The 15814-nt window shown below is 28.8% G+C and carries 16 protein-coding genes; 7 read left to right on the forward strand and 9 right to left on the reverse strand.

Going from position 1 to position 15814, the window contains the following annotated elements:
• Positions 1-43: 43 nt before the first annotated feature.
• Together E4J94_RS13785 and prmC are read right to left on the reverse strand one after the other, a co-directional pair.
• A complete protein-coding gene (locus E4J94_RS13785) occupies positions 44-544 on the reverse strand; it encodes a hypothetical protein (RefSeq protein ID WP_135836379.1) in 501 nt (166 codons plus the stop codon).
• A gap of 113 nt (positions 545-657) precedes the next feature.
• Positions 658-1482: a peptide chain release factor N(5)-glutamine methyltransferase gene (gene prmC / locus E4J94_RS13790; protein ID WP_135836380.1), complete on the reverse strand. Its 825-nt coding sequence runs from the start codon at positions 1480-1482 to the stop codon at positions 658-660.
• A gap of 92 nt (positions 1483-1574) precedes the next feature.
• On the opposite strand from prmC, the gene E4J94_RS13795 reads away from it, so the two are divergent.
• The gene (locus E4J94_RS13795; RefSeq protein ID WP_168801880.1) at positions 1575-1907 is read left to right on the forward strand and encodes a DUF3060 domain-containing protein; all 333 of its coding nucleotides are present in this window, start codon (positions 1575-1577) and stop codon (positions 1905-1907) included.
• Positions 1908-2048: 141 nt separating this feature from the next.
• Here the strand turns inward: E4J94_RS13795 and E4J94_RS13800 are convergent, their stop codons facing one another.
• Positions 2049-3479 carry an MFS transporter gene (locus E4J94_RS13800; protein ID WP_135836382.1) on the reverse strand — a complete coding sequence of 477 codons (1431 nt, stop codon included), beginning with the start codon at positions 3477-3479 and terminating at the stop codon, positions 2049-2051.
• Between the two features lie 199 nt (positions 3480-3678).
• Entirely contained in the window at positions 3679-4410 is a 732-nt protein-coding gene (gene lipB / locus E4J94_RS13805) for a lipoyl(octanoyl) transferase LipB (protein ID WP_135836383.1), read from the reverse strand.
• A 147-nt stretch (positions 4411-4557) separates the two neighbouring features.
• Here lipB and E4J94_RS13810 point away from each other — a divergent pair, with 147 nt between their 5' ends.
• On the forward strand, positions 4558-5178 hold the full coding sequence (locus E4J94_RS13810) for a hypothetical protein (RefSeq protein WP_135836384.1): 621 nt from the start codon (positions 4558-4560) through the stop codon (positions 5176-5178).
• 12 nt (positions 5179-5190) lie between these two features.
• Positions 5191-5757, forward strand: coding sequence for a hypothetical protein (locus tag E4J94_RS13815; protein ID WP_135836385.1), 567 nt, complete (start codon positions 5191-5193; stop codon positions 5755-5757).
• Positions 5758-5764: 7 nt separating this feature from the next.
• Here the strand turns inward: E4J94_RS13815 and E4J94_RS13820 are convergent, their stop codons facing one another.
• Complete coding sequence (locus tag E4J94_RS13820; RefSeq protein ID WP_135836386.1) at positions 5765-6517, reverse strand: hypothetical protein; 753 nt, start codon at positions 6515-6517, stop codon at positions 5765-5767.
• Positions 6518-6668: 151 nt separating this feature from the next.
• Here E4J94_RS13820 and E4J94_RS13825 point away from each other — a divergent pair, with 151 nt between their 5' ends.
• The 4 genes from E4J94_RS13825 (at position 6669) to E4J94_RS13840 (ending at position 10590) form a co-directional block, all read left to right on the forward strand.
• The gene (locus E4J94_RS13825) at positions 6669-8837 is read left to right on the forward strand and encodes a S46 family peptidase (protein ID WP_168801881.1); all 2169 of its coding nucleotides are present in this window, start codon (positions 6669-6671) and stop codon (positions 8835-8837) included.
• Between the two features lie 144 nt (positions 8838-8981).
• Positions 8982-10130: an AI-2E family transporter gene (locus tag E4J94_RS13830; protein WP_135836387.1), complete on the forward strand. Its 1149-nt coding sequence runs from the start codon at positions 8982-8984 to the stop codon at positions 10128-10130.
• Between the two features lie 33 nt (positions 10131-10163).
• Positions 10164-10376, forward strand: a complete 213-nt coding sequence (locus tag E4J94_RS13835) for a hypothetical protein (RefSeq protein WP_135836388.1) — start codon at positions 10164-10166, stop codon at positions 10374-10376.
• Positions 10342-10590, forward strand: coding sequence for a hypothetical protein (locus E4J94_RS13840; protein ID WP_135836389.1), 249 nt, complete (start codon positions 10342-10344; stop codon positions 10588-10590). The genes E4J94_RS13835 and E4J94_RS13840 overlap by 35 nt, the downstream gene beginning before the upstream one ends.
• Before the next feature lie 110 nt (positions 10591-10700).
• Here the strand turns inward: E4J94_RS13840 and E4J94_RS13845 are convergent, their stop codons facing one another.
• The 4 genes from E4J94_RS13845 to E4J94_RS13860 all read right to left on the reverse strand — a co-directional run bounded on the left by E4J94_RS13845 (position 10701) and on the right by E4J94_RS13860 (position 15793).
• Entirely contained in the window at positions 10701-11276 is a 576-nt protein-coding gene (locus E4J94_RS13845) for a phosphatase PAP2 family protein (protein ID WP_135836390.1), read from the reverse strand.
• Positions 11276-11821, reverse strand: coding sequence for a twin-arginine translocase TatA/TatE family subunit (locus E4J94_RS13850; protein WP_246034344.1), 546 nt, complete (start codon positions 11819-11821; stop codon positions 11276-11278). The genes E4J94_RS13845 and E4J94_RS13850 overlap by 1 nt, the downstream gene beginning before the upstream one ends.
• Positions 11822-11913: 92 nt before the next feature.
• Entirely contained in the window at positions 11914-14829 is a 2916-nt protein-coding gene (secD, locus tag E4J94_RS13855) for a protein translocase subunit SecD (protein WP_135836391.1), read from the reverse strand.
• A 121-nt stretch (positions 14830-14950) separates the two neighbouring features.
• Complete coding sequence (locus tag E4J94_RS13860; RefSeq protein WP_135836392.1) at positions 14951-15793, reverse strand: DUF6929 family protein; 843 nt, start codon at positions 15791-15793, stop codon at positions 14951-14953.
• Positions 15794-15814 lie beyond the last annotated feature (21 nt).

A 15814-nucleotide genomic window follows, 5' to 3' on the forward strand; every position in this document is an offset into this window, starting at 1 on the left:
TTGAGATTTCTCAAGGCTAAGTTAGTAATAATAATTTTGAAAATTATTTAGCTTTTAATTTATCTAATGTATTATTATATCCTTCTTTTGCTTTTTCTCCAGCCTCTTTTGCTTCAGCTTTTACATCTTTTGCAGCTTTGTTAATATCCTCTTTTGCATCTTTTGCTGCAGCATTGATATCTTCCTTAGCTTGAGTAGCTTTTTCGTCTACTTTATTCACTGTATTATTCACTCCTTCTTTTACATCTTGAGCGGCATTATTCACAGCAACTTTTGCATCATCATAAGCTTTCTGAGCAGTAGCTTCTGCAGCTTTATCTCCTTTTGCTTTCGCTTCTTCTAGTTTTGCTTTTGCTTCATCTAATTTTGCTTTTGCGTCTGTTTCAGAAATTGTTGTCGTTGTTGTTTCTGTTACAATTGCAGTAGAATCATTTGCTAAAGAATCTACAGTTACATTAGTTTCTGTTGTTTTTGATGTTTCTTGTTTACAAGAAGTAGCGAATGATAATGAAGCAACTGCTACTAATACAAATAATTTTTTCATAGTCGTTTTTTTATTGTTTTAATAATAGAATCAGTTCTAACAATTTTAATACCAAATTTTATAAACTGATTCATTTTCTTTTAAAAATATTAACGAAAAAAACTATAATATTATTATGAATTTGTTGCCTTAATCATACGATCGTTTCCTGAAATATCTTTATAAATAGTTACATTTTTATATCTTTTCTTAAAAAGAACTTTTGTCTCTTCTCCTAAATATTGATTAATTTCACAATAGATTGTTCCACTGGGTTTTAAATGATTTTTAGCGAATTCTATTACTCTTTCATAAAAAATAAGAGCATCGTCATTTTCGACAAAGAGAGCTAAATGCGGTTCAAAATTTAACACATTTTGATGCATATCTTCTTTTTCTAAATTTCTTATATATGGAGGATTAGATATTATTACATCAAAAGTCTTATTGATTAAAATATCTTCAAGTAAATCTTTTTGAAAAAATTCTATATCAACATTTAATTTTTTTGCGTTTAATGTTGCAATTTTTAATGCTTTTTCTGAAATATCTAAAGCAGATATTTTGGCTTTAGGAAATAATTTAGCTAAAGAAATAGGTATACAACCACTTCCTGTTCCTAAATCTATTATAGATAAATCTTGACTCTGAAAATAATCATTTCGTATTAGTTCAATTAATTCTTCTGTTTCTGGGCGTGGTATCAATGTATTTTCATTTACAAAGAAGAAATCATTATAAAAAAAAGCTTTTCCTGTAATATGTTGTATTGGTTGACCTGCTATTAATTGTTTTAAATCTGAAGAAATTTCTGAAGTAAATTCAATTTCATGTGAAAGGTCAAATTTTAAATTTAATTTATCTTCTAAATAAATAAAAAAAATACTTTCAGTTTCTTCTTTATTATAAATAGTTTGTAATTCTGTAATAAAATGTTGCTTTAACTCAGCTAAAGTCATCTTGTTAAATTTTTGTAAAGTTAGATTTTATTGACTTAATGAGCACGATTATTGTAATTTAAAAATACAACCAAAAATATAGATATATGAAAATGAATAAATTATTATGTACAAGCCTTTTACTTTTTCTTGGATACTTTTCTTTTGCTCAAATAGAAATTGATGGGAATAATCAAAAACAAACTCTTGATTGTAAAGGTCAGAAAGTTGAAGTTGGAGGAAGTGGTCATGTTATCAATCTTAAAGGAGATTGTGGAAAAATAGAAATTATGGGAACCAATAATACTGTAACTGTTAATGGTTTAATATCTGCCGAATTAGCTGGAGAAGGAAATATTCTATATTATCGAAAAGCTATTTCTAAAAATGGTAAACTCCCTCAAACAATAGAAGGCAACAATAATAAAATTATTAAAAAAGATTAAAAATCTTTCCATTTATATTTCAAATACTGGGAATTTCTTTTTATTATTATTAAAAACAGAGAAATTCTTAGTATTTTTTTTGTGAAAAATAAAAAAGCTTAATCTTATAGATTAAGCTTTTAATTAATATTCTATATTTTTTTATGATTCAATTTCATTCAAATCAATTCCTTGCTTTTTCAAAATAACTGTAGAACTAATTGCATAAAATGCTAAATAAGCAAAACAAATTATTCCAGCAATATAACTAAAGTGAATAGAAGTTGCATCTGCTAACAATCCTTGCAAATAACTTACTATTCCACCTCCCATAATCATCATTATTAAAAAGCTACTTCCTTGTGATGTATTTTTTCCTAAACCTTTAATTGCTAAAGCAAAAATACAAGGCCATAACGTACTACAAAAAAGTCCAACACTTGTTATTGCATATACACTAATAATTCCTTTTGTGTTTATTCCAATTAATAAGGCTATTATTCCTATAATTGAAAATGTTAATAAAATACGTGCTGGATTACCTTTTGTTGAAATATCAGCTAAAATTAAAACTAAAATTATTGCAGCATAAAAATAAAATGGTTGTAAATCGTGACCAGCTATTTTATTTACCAATAAGAAAACTCCAAAAGCTAAATAAGGTGCAATAAATTTCAAAATCATTGTTTTCGATTTATCTAAACCAAAAGCTTCCGCAGCTCCTCCCCAACGACCAATCATCATACTTGCCCAATATAAAGAAACATATGGTGCTACTTGAGCAATTGAAAAACCTAACTCTTTTTCCATATAATCAGGCAAATTACTTGCTGTAGACACCTCTACTCCAACATATAAGAAAATAGCAATCATTCCTAAAAGTAATTGAGGATATTTTAATGCTGAAGATCTATCTTTTGAATTTGTTTCAGAATCTATATTTTCCTCTTCTTGCTCTGGATGACTTGGTAATGAAGAAAATTTAAGAAAAATCGCAACAATTAAAAATGCTAAACCTAAGCATAAATAAGGAATCTTTACTGCATCTATACTTAGTTCTGTTTCTCCATTAGAAGCATGGCCAAAAATTGCATAAGCAACAATTAAAGGTCCTATTGTTGTTCCTAAATTATTTATTCCTCCAGCCAATGTTAATCGTTGAGAACCTGTACTAGGATTTCCTAATGCAATTGCTAAAGGATTTGCAACAGTTTGTTGTAATGAAAATCCTAATGCAACTGTAAACAATCCGGATAACATTAAAGGATATGAATGTAAATTAGCTGCAGGAATAAATAAAAGTGTTCCTAATGCTGAAATCAATAATCCTAATGACAAACTATTTTTATAACCTATTTTATTGATTAAATCTTTTCCCATAATCATCGAAATAATCATATAGATTACAGAACCGACAGTATAGGCGATATAAAAAGCTAAGGAGACTAATTGACTTTGTCCTTGAGTTAGATCAAATGCTTTTTTAAATACAGGAATTAAGATATCATTACTTGCTGCTACAAATCCCCAGAAGAAAAATACTGTAACTAATGGTATAAATTGACTCCAGTTTGTTTTTTGTGTTTGCCCCATGTGTTTGTTAAAATGTAGTTTTAATTATTAAACTTATTGATTCTTCAAAAAGCCTATAAATATAATTTATTTATACACTAAATAACAAATACTTTTAGAATTTTAGACTTATTAAAATTCTAAAAAGATTATTCGTTCCGACAAATTAATCAAAGTAACTAAAAATAAAAAGACTGTTTAACAACAGTCTTTTTATAAATTATATTTCTGATGGAATTAATTTAAACTCTATATCAAATACTTCTGCAAAATGTTTTTTAGCAAACTCTTTTATTTCATTCATATCTACCTGATGTCCAAGTTCTCTTTCTAATGAGGCTACAGCTTTATCCTGAATTCCGCATGGAACAATGTATTCAAAATAGCGTAAATCTGTATTCACATTTAACGCAAAACCATGCATCGTTACCCAACGAGAAGCCTTAACACCCATTGCACAAATTTTTCGAGCAAAAGGTCGACCAACGTCTAACCAAACGCCAGTTTCTCCTTGTGATCTCTCACCTTTCAACCCATATTCGGCAATAGTTTTGATAATGACTTCTTCCAAATTGCGCATATATAAATGAATATCTGGCTTGAAATTATCCAAATCCATAATGGGATAACCAACTAATTGTTGCGGTCCGTGATACGTTATATCTCCACCACGATTCGTTTTCACAAAGGTTGCATTTATTTCGTTTAATTTATCACTCGAAGCTAACATATTCTCTAAATGTCCACTTTTCCCAAGCGTATAAACATGTGGATGTTCTACAAAAAGTAAATGATTTTTAGTTTTTTTAAAATCCGAACTTCCCTCCTTTTCTTGCGCTCTATTATATTGTTTTACAGCTATATTTTCTGCTAAAAGACTTTCTTGATAATCCCAAATTTCTTGATAATTTCTGTTAATTCCTAAATCTTGGAATTCGACAATTTGTTTCATTTCACAATGTGTTTCGAATGTCAAATTTACGAAAGAATCAGTTAATAATTAATTTTAGCTTAGCTATTCTTTAAATCGTTTTACTTGACAAAATTGCATATATAAATTGTTTAAAGTAATTTAGAATTCATAAATAATTTATTTTTTATGAAAACAATTCTATTAATCACACTAATGATTAGTTCTCTTGTTATAAACGCTCAAGAATATTCTTTTGCCAAAGATTTTGTTACTGGAAAAGTTACATTAAATGATCTATCTGAATTAAACGGAGAGCTTAAATGGACTCCAAGTCATGATAGTGACTTAAAGTTTAGAAAAACGAAAGATGATAAGGTCACAAAATACAATCCGAATGAAATTATTGGTTTTACAGTTGATAAAATGAGTTTTGTTTCATTAAAAAATCTTATTGTTTGCTCTGATAATTATGCCTTGATAGGACAAACTACGAAAATTAAAGAATCTTTTGCACAAGTCGTTTCTAAAGGAAAATTTAATATTTACTTAATTACTTTAGCAGGATATAACCCAATTAGTAGAGCTCCAGAAGATTATCTCAACTTTATTTTTCAGGATGCAACTAATGAAAAAAATAATCTTATTGCTTATTCATATTTAATTAGAATGAAAGAAAAAAAATACGAAAAAGCAAAAGCGGATTTGTATATTTTATTTAAAGATTATCCTGAAGTAATAGAAAAAATCAAAAGTTTTAATAAAGAAAATAGTTTTCTAGAACTAATAGAAATGATTAGTAAAATTTAAGAAATAATAGAAATGAAATTAGCTCTTTTGTTATCAAGTATCTTTTTATTGTTTAATGGATGTCTTTCTTTTAAAGAAGTTGATAGTCAAAAAAACAATTTAGATGTAACAAATATCAAAAAATTAAATGGTAATTATCAAATTATTCAAATAAATAATGACTCTATTTATAAAAAACAAAGAGTATATAGTAACTTATTTCAACAATTAGATAGAAAACTAATAAAGGACACTCTACATATAGATTCGCTAAAAACCTATTCGTTAAAAATAGACATTTTAAGTAAAAAAAAGATGAAGCTTCTTTATCTTGAAAATGGTACTTTATTTAGAGAACGAGTAATTAAAACTAAACTAAAAAAAGATGGCTTTTTGTATTTAAAAAATAAAAACTTTCAGCCACTTTTAATCCCTTATATTGCTGGTGCAATTGATATTAATAAAATTAGATTTGGTTTAGATACTAACAATAATCTAATCTTAGATGTTGCTAATCATACTTCAGGAGCTATTTTACTTATTGCATTTTTAGACGGACGAACTAATAAATATAGGTTAACTTATGAAAGAATTGATTAATAATAATTTAATATGTAACATTAATTAACTTCGGTTCATCAGCAATTAACTCTGAAAAAGTATAATTAAACTCAACTGTTTTCTGATCTAAACTAAAGTTACTTCCATTTTCTGAACTTGCAGTTATTTTTTGAGGTGTATGAATAATTAATTTATATTTAAACAAACTAGAATAAGTTGACTCACCACCAAATTGTGTTGAAAGACCATTTATTAACTTTTCATAAGCTGCTTTATCTATTTTAATTTCAACCTTATTTTTTGTAATTACCTTTTGATTATTAATATATTTAGAACTGAAAGGATTATCAATTGCATTAAAAAAATCAAATAAAAAATCATTCAACAACTTAGATTCAGAAGCCATATTTTCATTTGTAGAAACTAATTCAGTCGAATAATTTAGTGTTTTAAAATCAACCTTAATAATATGTTGCTTTACTTTTTCATAAGTTGTTTTATTATTCGCTAAAAACTTGTTTGCTGCCTCATTATGACTTTTTAATAATTCATCATTATTCTTGATTTCTGTAAAAAATTTTTCAAGCGTCATTCCTTTTTCCATAGCTTGCACAAATTTTTTTTGTTCATCCAAAGTACTAAAGAAATCATTTTGATCTGGAATATAGGTTTGTAATTCAGCTCCATCTACATTGTATGTATACTTTATTTTGCCATCTTCTTGTATCGTAAATTCTTCTTTTATTGTACAAGACGTTATACCTATTATTGTTAAAAAAGTGAATCCTATTTTTTTCATTTCAATTATACATTTAAAATTCAAAAATAGTATAAATTATTATTTTAAATCTCACTAAAAATAATGGTTTTAGGCAATTCATTAACGATTGAATAAAAATCTTTATCTTTGGAATTCTTAGAAATCGGTAGAATAAAATAATCAAATAAAAATGAAAAAACTATTCGTTAAAGGATCTATTTTAATGGCTTTGTTTGCAAACTTTAGTGCTTTTGCTCAACAAGGTGGTGGAATGTGGATTCCAACAGAATTGAATGAAAAGGAAATGAAAGACATGGGATTGAAAATCTCATCAAAAGACATTTTCAGTACAGGAGATAAAAGTATCAACAATGCAGTTGCTCACTTTGGTGGCGGTTGTACGTCAGAGGTTATTTCTCCAAATGGTTTATTATTAACTAATCATCACTGTGGTTATGGAGAGATCCAAGCGCATTCATCTTTAGAAAATGATTATTTAACAGATGGTTTTTGGGCTAAAGAGTTGAAAGACGAATTACCAAACGAAGGTCTAACAGCCACTTTTATTGTAGATATTAAAGATGTAACTACTGCAATATTAGCTGGTGTTAATGATAATATGTCGGAGGAAGATCGTAACAAAATCATCAAGAAAAATATTGAAGATTTTAATGCTAAAAGCAAGACAGAATCTTATCGTTCAGTATTTATCAAACCTTTTTACAAAGGAAATAAATATTACCAATTTACGACAGAAACATACAAAGATGTTCGTTTAGTTGGTGCGCCACCTTCTGCAATCGGAAAATATGGAAATGACACAGACAACTGGGTTTGGCCACGTCATACAGGAGATTTTTCGATGTTTAGAATTTATGCAGACAAAAATAACAAACCTGCAGATTATTCTCCAGAAAACGTTCCTTACAAACCAAAACATTTCTTACCTATTAATATTTCGGGAATTAGCGAGGATGATTTCACGTTTGTATATGGTTTCCCAGGTACAACAGACGAATATTTACCAGCTTCTTCTATCGAACAAATAAAAGATGTCATCAATCCTGCGCGTATTAATGTACGTACGATTGCGTTATCTCACATTGATAAAAAAATGCGTGAAGACAATGCAACTCGTATTGCTTATGCTTCTAAGCAAGCACGTATTTCGAATGCACACAAAAAGTGGATTGGTGAAGTTTTAGGATTAAATCGTTCGAAAGCTGTAGAAAAGCGTCAACAACATGAGCAAGATTTCATGAATCGTATTGCGAAAAACCCTAAATTAAAAGGTCAATATTCGAATATTATTTCTGAATTAAATCAAGTTAATAAGGCAAATCAAGATTACAATTTAGCGTATACAATGTATTCTGAAACGTTTTTCTCAAATTCAGAAACATTTAGAATGGCGTTAACATTGAACAATATTTTGAATGCTGTTGGACAAAAAAATTACGCAGAAACAAAAGCTAAAGCTTTGAATACAGTTGCGTCTATGCACAAGGATTATAATCCTGAATTAGACAAAACCATTTCTTCTGATTTGGCAGATAATTATTTTAAAGTTGTTCCTCAAAATTTATTACCAAATACAACTGCAGCGAACATTAAAACTGCTTTAGGAAATTCGGTTATCAACGGAACAAAAAAAATCAACGAACAATCTGTTTTAGGAAATATCAAAGCGTTAGCTGAAAATGATACTGAGTTTATCAAAGCCTTAAAAGAAGATGCTCTAATTGCTCAAATTCGTTTGATTTTAGATGCAAATCAAACTAAAGTAACGCCTACATATTTAGCGAATCAAGATAAAATAAACAAGTTGATGCGTACGTATATGAAAGCCCAAATGGATGTATTTACAGACAAGAAAATCTTTCCAGATGCGAATTCTACTTTACGTGTAACTTACGGAAAAGTTGATGGTTACCAACCTCGCGATGCGGTTTATTACGAGCCTGTAACACACATGGAAGGTGTCATGGAAAAATATATTCCAGGTGATTATGAATATGATTTACCAAAACAAATGGTAAGTTTATACGACAAAAAAGATTACGGAAAATATGCTGATAAAAACGGTAAATTACCTGTAAACTTTATTGCTACAAACCATACAACTGGTGGTAATTCTGGTTCTCCAGCATTGAATGCTAAAGGAGAATTAATCGGTTTGAATTTTGACCGTGTTTGGGAAGGAACGATGTCAGATTTAAATTATGATCCTGAAATTTGTCGTAATATTATGGTTGACTCTCGCTACATTTTGTGGGTAGTTGACAAGTATGCTAATGCGCAACGTTTGATTGATGAAATGACAATCGTTGACGAAAGCAAAAATACGAAGAAAAAATAATTTTTTTTATTACATACTGAAAACCACGTTTTTATAACGTGGTTTTTTTATTGAAATAAACGTAAGATTCAAATAAAATCTTAAGAAATAAAACTATATTTATACCTACTATTTAAAAGATTGTCAAAATAAATATACTTAATTATGGAAGTCATTAAAAAATGGCCGTTTTATTTAAAGCTAGCCTGCTCATTATTGTCTATCATTTGTTTAACATTTATATCAATAATTGGCAAAAGTATTTTGGTTCCATTAATTTTAGGATTTTTAATTTCTATATTACTAGCTCCAATTTGTTCTATATTTGAAAGATATTTGCGTTTACCTCGCGCTATTTCAAGTATAATAACTACTTTATTATTTGCAGCTTTTATTCTAGGAATTTTTTATATGATTGCTATTCAAATGGCTGATATAGCAAATGAGTGGCCAATTTTCCAAAAACAAATTATAGAAGCTTTTATCGATTTACAAAAATGGATTCATGAGACCTTTGGCATTAATTCTCATGCACAAATGGAATATTTTACCAAAAATATTAAAACAACTATCGAAACGAGTACAATTGTAATTGAAAAAGTAATTTCAATTGTTTCTTCAATGGCTGTGACAATTCTGTTTACATTTTTATACATTATTTTTCTTCTGATTTATCGTCGCCATTTGGTTAAGTTCTTGTATTATGCTTTCAATTCAAACACACATGATCAAGTATATAATGTTATTACATCTATTCAAAAAATGGTAAAACAATACTTAATTGGACTGTTTCTTCAAATGTTAATCGTTTCAATTTTAGCTTTTATTGCTTTTTCTATTCTTGGACTTAAATATAAATTTGTCTTAGCTATACTGACAGGAGTTTTGAACGTTATTCCTTATGTAGGAATTATTATTTCATTAATTGTTACTCTAATTATAACATTTGCAACAATGTCCGCATCAAAATTATTTTTTGTATTAATTGCTTTTATTGCTATTCATGCTATTGATGGAAATGTTGTAATGCCTAAAATAGTTGGTTCGAAAGTAAAGATTAATTCTCTTGTAGTTGTAATTGGTCTTGTCATTGGAGAAATGACTTGGGGAATTATGGGAATGTTATTATGTATTCCAATTCTTGCTTTAATGAAAATTGTTTTTGATAATGTTACAGAACTGAAACCTTGGGGATATTTATTAGGAGACGAAGATTCTACAGAAATTGATGATGATTTAAATACATTTCTAGCTAAAAAAAAACCAAAAAAATTAAAGAAAAAAGCAAAGAAGTTGGACGAGAATATTGAATAATCTAATTTCTATTTTACATAATTATCACTCTTTATGAAAAACAATTTACTTTTCATTTTTAGTTTATTGATTTTCAGTATTTCTTGCGAAAAGAAGTTAGAAAAAGAAGTAAATAAAATATATAATACAATGTCAATTGATGATAGAAATTTATCTATAAGAATTTATAAATATTCTGATTCAATAGATTTTATTACATGGAAGAATATCAATGATTACACAACAAGATCATTCAAAAATTTCTAAGAACGATAAAAAAGCATTAGAAGAGAATATTTATAAAGTAGTTACAACTCCATATGAAAATGAAATATTTTGCACAGACTATGTGGGGAAAATAAGTATTAGTATGTCCAATCATAATAGCACTTATTCTATGAATCTAAATTCCGTTTGTGATTGGACAACCTTTAATGAAGAAACTAAGAATATTTCTAAAATAATTGATCGTTATAAATAAAATTTTATTTTATCAAATAGAATGAGAAACTGAAATAAATTCAGTTTGACAATACAAAAAAAGTCTATAACAAATTGTTATAGACTTTTTTTGTATTATGTAATTTGAAGTTAACTGTTCTTCAAATATTTTTTTTCTAAGAAATAATATAATTTCAGGAAAACAATAGAAAAAAATATTCCGATAAGCGTTCCGAAAAATATATCTCCCGTAAAATGCACACCAACATAAACTCTACTGTAAGCAACCATTAACGCCCAAACAAGTAAGACATACAATAACCATTTGTAATAACGTCTCAAAAGTATTCCCATAAAAATTGCAATAGCCATATGATTAGATGCATGCGCCGAAGTAAAACCATATTTACCTCTACCCTCGCAATCTATCGGACGAAATAATCCTTGAATTGATTCGGTGTAACATGGACGAAAACGTTGAAAAGTATTTTTTAGGATATTTGTAAATTGATCAGCACAAGTTATCATTAGTGCAATACAAATCCCTGCTAACAAGGTTTTTTTCCAACCAAGTTTCACATAAAGTAAGATGAGAAAGATTACATAAAGTGGAATCCATGTTTTTTTATCAGTTACTAATAACCAAAACCAATCCCATTTCTCGTTACCTAAGTTATTGAAATACAAAAAAAATTGTACATCCCAATCAAAATAATCTTGTATCATTATCTACTAACTGTTCCTCCTAAACCTAATGTTTCATTAACAATTATTGGTTCTTCTACAACAGATTCTACCTTTTCAATAATTGGTTCTGTTGCTTCTGTCCCTTCTCTAACAACTGCATCCAAATCTATTTCAGAGTCATTAGATTTCATTACTGGAGCATTTGTATCTTTTAGAGCTAAATCTACAGTATTGTCTTGATGAATTGCATCATGAATTTCATCTACTGGATTACGAACCTCATCAAAAGATTTCTGAAAATCTTCCATTGGATTGATTTTCTGGAAAGAATCTTTTATTTCGTTCATTGGATTTAACTCTTTTATTGTATTCTGAATATCTTTTGTAGGATCAACTTCCTGTACAGGATTCATGATTTCTTGTTTGATATCTTCAGAAGCTTCTTTTAATTTGCGTACAGCAGTTCCCAAACCACGAGCAATTTCTGGAATTTTGTCTGGTCCAAAAATCACTACAGCAACCACCATAATAATCACGACTTCCTGGAAGTCTAAAAACGCTGGGTATATTACTAAACTATTCACAAAACAAATGTATAAAATCTAAATGGAGTAAAAGAAAAAAAGCCATCAAATTTCTTTGATGGCTTTCTTAAAATTTATTTAAAATTTGAATCTTATTTATTCATTTGACCTTTTTTAGTAAAGTCATACAATAAAGGAGATGCAACGAAAATAGATGAGAATGTACCAATTACGATACCGATTAATTTCGCAAACATAAATCCTTTAATTGATTCTCCACCAAATGCAAAGATGATTAATACGATTAAGAACGTTGATAAAGACGTATTAATTGTACGAGATAATGTTTCTGATGTAGAAATATTGATAATGTCGTACAAATTGTGTTTTTTCTCAACTGTTAAATTCTCACGAATACGATCTAAAATAATAATCGAGTCATTCATCGAGTAACCAATTACCGTTAAAATAGCTGCAATAAACGCTTGGTCAATCTCCATATTGAAAGGCATTATTCCTTTTAATAAAGAGAAAACTCCTAATACAATAATTACGTCATGCGCTAATGCTATAATTGTTGATAATGAGAATTGCCAACGTTTAAACATAATGATTAAGTAGAAGAAAATTGCTACTAATGCTAAAGAAACCGCTATATAAGAAGCTCTTGTTGTATCATCAGCAATTGTAGGACCTACTTTTGCAGAAGACATTAAACCAATTGAAGCATTATCTTCTGAGAAATCTTTCTCAGACATATTTGCTGGTAAATATGACTTAAGACCTGTATATAATTTATCTTTAATCTCGTCATCAACATTAGTTCCATCTTCGTCAGCTTTGTAAGCTGTTGTAATTTTCACTTGGTTTTGACCTCCATATGTTTTTACTTGAGGTATCATTTTTTCTCCTTCTAAAACAAATACATCACCTAAACTTTCAGAAATCTGTTGAGGATCTACGTGTTTATCAAAACGAACTGTATATGTACGTCCACCTTGGAACTCGATTCCCATATCGAATCCTTTCGTGAAAATAGAAATCAATGCAACGACTGTTAAAACAATTGAAATCGCATAAGATATTTTTCTTGTTTTTAATAAATCAACTTTGATATTCTGTAACCAATGCGCTGTAAATGATGTATAAAAAGGAACCGTTTTTCCTTTTGATAAACGCCCTTCTACGAAATAACGTGTAATAAAAATAGCTGTAAATGTAGAAGTAAAAATACCAATCATAAACGTTGTTGCAAAACCTACAACAGGACCTTTACCAAAGAAGAATAAAATTAATGCTGTGATAAACGACGTTGAGTTAGCGTCTATAATTGCAGAGAAAGCTCCTTTCCAAGAATAAGCGAAATCTACTGCTTGACGCAATGATTTTCCTTTTCTTAATTCTTCTTTTACACGTTCGTAAATTAAGATATTCGCGTCCATTCCTGTTACCAATGTCAAGATAATCCCGGCAATACCTGGTAAAGATAATGTAGCTTTAAGTGATACTAAAAATCCTAATAAGAATAATAAGTTAATGATTAATGCAATGTTAGCATAAATACCTGCACGACTATAGTAAAATAACATCCAGATTAATACTAATGCAAATGCACAACCAAAAGCAATTAATGAACTATTAATAGCTTCTTGTCCTAATGATGGACCAACAACCTCAGCAGAAACAATTTTAGACGAAGCTGGTAAAGAACCTGCTTGTAAAATATTAGCTAAATCTTTTGCTTCTTCTAATGTAAAGTTTCCTGAAATTTGAGAATTACCTCCTGTAATCTGGTTTTTGATGTTTGGCGCTGAATAAACCATGTTATCTAACACAATTGCAACACCTTGTCCATTTCTATCTACTGCAGATGGTTTTAATTCATCTGTAATACGTGCCCATTCTTGTGCTCCAGCTGGATTCATTTGCATTGAAACAACTGGTTCATTTGTTAAGGAACCTGCATTACGTTCTGCAGAAGCAGAAACTACTTTATCTCCAGTAATTAACGGTTCTTGTGACCCATTTTTACCTTTTAAAACATAAAACTCTAATAATTTAGGAGCAAACTTATCGTTTGCTTGTTTTCCTAAATCCATTGGTTTATTTGCCCAAGAATATTTGTAACCTCTAATATTTGCTGGTAATCCTGATACAAAACCTTTGTCTTGCATTACACGATTTACAACAGCAGTATCTTTAACATCTACAACAAAACTTGCGTTAGAACCTGCTGGTTGCATAACTTCAGCTAAAGTTTTGATTGGTTGTCCTTTATCATTCTTTACATTATATTTTTCTGTGTTAACACTAGAAAAGTATTGTAAAACTGTCGGATCTTGGCGAACAACTTGCCAAAATTCTAACTTAGCTGTAGATTGTAATAATTTTTTTACACGATCAGTATCTGAAACACCTGGTAATTCTACCAAGATACGCCCATCTCCTTTATCTCCTAAACGTTGAATTACTGGCTCAACAACACCAAATTGATTGATACGAGAACTAATTACATCATAAGCTGTTGCAACTTTAGCCTCTATATCTCTACGAATAACTTCTTTTACTTGATCGTCAGAAGCATTGTATGCTATTTTATCTGCATTATTTTTATTTCCAAATAAATCTGCAGCAGCATATTTAGTTCCTCCTTTTATTTTATCAAATTCTTGAAAAAATAATTCAACATAAGGTACGTTACCGTTCGTTTTTTGAGCTTTATCTGTAGCGTCCAAAGCCTCTGCCAACATAGGGTTTTGACTTTTCGCTGATAAATTCTCTAATAAATCTCTTTCAGAAACCTGTAAGATTACGTTGATACCACCTTTCAAATCTAATCCTAAATTGATTTCATTGTTTTTGGCATACGTATAATCGTACTTAATAATTCCCAAATCAAGTGGATGTTGAGCCAAGCTATCTAAAATTCTTGGTTCATCTTCTGGCTTACTCGCTAAGTGCGCCGCCTCATGCTCCACTTTAGTTGTGTACCAAGTATAACTTAGTTGTCTGATACACAAGAGACTTAAAATAATTGCAAATGCTGCAATGAGCCATCTTCCTCGCATAATGTTTAATTGATAAATAAATTTTGACGGACAAATATAATAGTCTTGAAAATACTTTCACAATTTTTTAAGAATAAATCGAAAATGAATGTCCGTTTTTCGAAATTCGTTATTCTATAATTTAAATTTCTTTTTGATATTTGTAAATATAAATTGATGCCTTTTTTGAGTCATCATCATTATCTTCACACAAATATAATGTATAGTTTTTTCGAGATTCTTTATACAACGCTAAACCTTCTATTTTCTTATAATCTGAGATTTTTTTCCAACGTACTACTTCCATTGTATTCAAATCTAGTTCTCCTAAAATAGACCCTTTAATTTCTCCATTAAACTGAGTTGTACTTTTAGATTCTACTGTAGCTGTGAATAAAACTTTTCCATCAACCAAAATAGCATCAGAAAATGTTGTTGTTTCATTATTTAATTTTGGTAATTTGATTGAAAAAAAGTCAATTGGTTTATCTTTTAAATCACTTATTTTTCCTCCAACTCTATAGATTCCGTTTACACCAGCAGGTCCGTTTCCTCTATTAAAAAAATATGTACAATGTCCATCAGTAAGAATTCCTTCAATATTAAAATCTTTTTTAGATAATTTTGAAGTGTTTAAGAATTCATCAAAAAGAAAACTATAATTATTATTTTCTACTTTTTTTGTTTTAATATTATAAGAAATTAAATCGAAGCGGTTTTCTTTTGATCCAGAGCCTAATATATACAAATGATCTTCATATTTTGTAATTGCCTCAAAATCTGGTTTATCTTTTTTTGTTATAGACTTTACTTCTGGATTAAGATCTACTTTTTCTACTTCTTTTTTCTTCTTATTATAAATATACAAATGCGCATCATCATCAGAAATTGTGTAAACATGATGTTTATCTACAACTAATCCTGATGCTGCTCCTAGCCCATTTATAATGATTAAAACCTTAAGAATGAAGTCATAAAACAGCATAGTATTTTGTTTATTTTCTAA

This window comes from Empedobacter tilapiae (assembly GCF_004785645.1).
GTDB lineage: Bacteria > Bacteroidota > Bacteroidia > Flavobacteriales > Weeksellaceae > Empedobacter > Empedobacter tilapiae.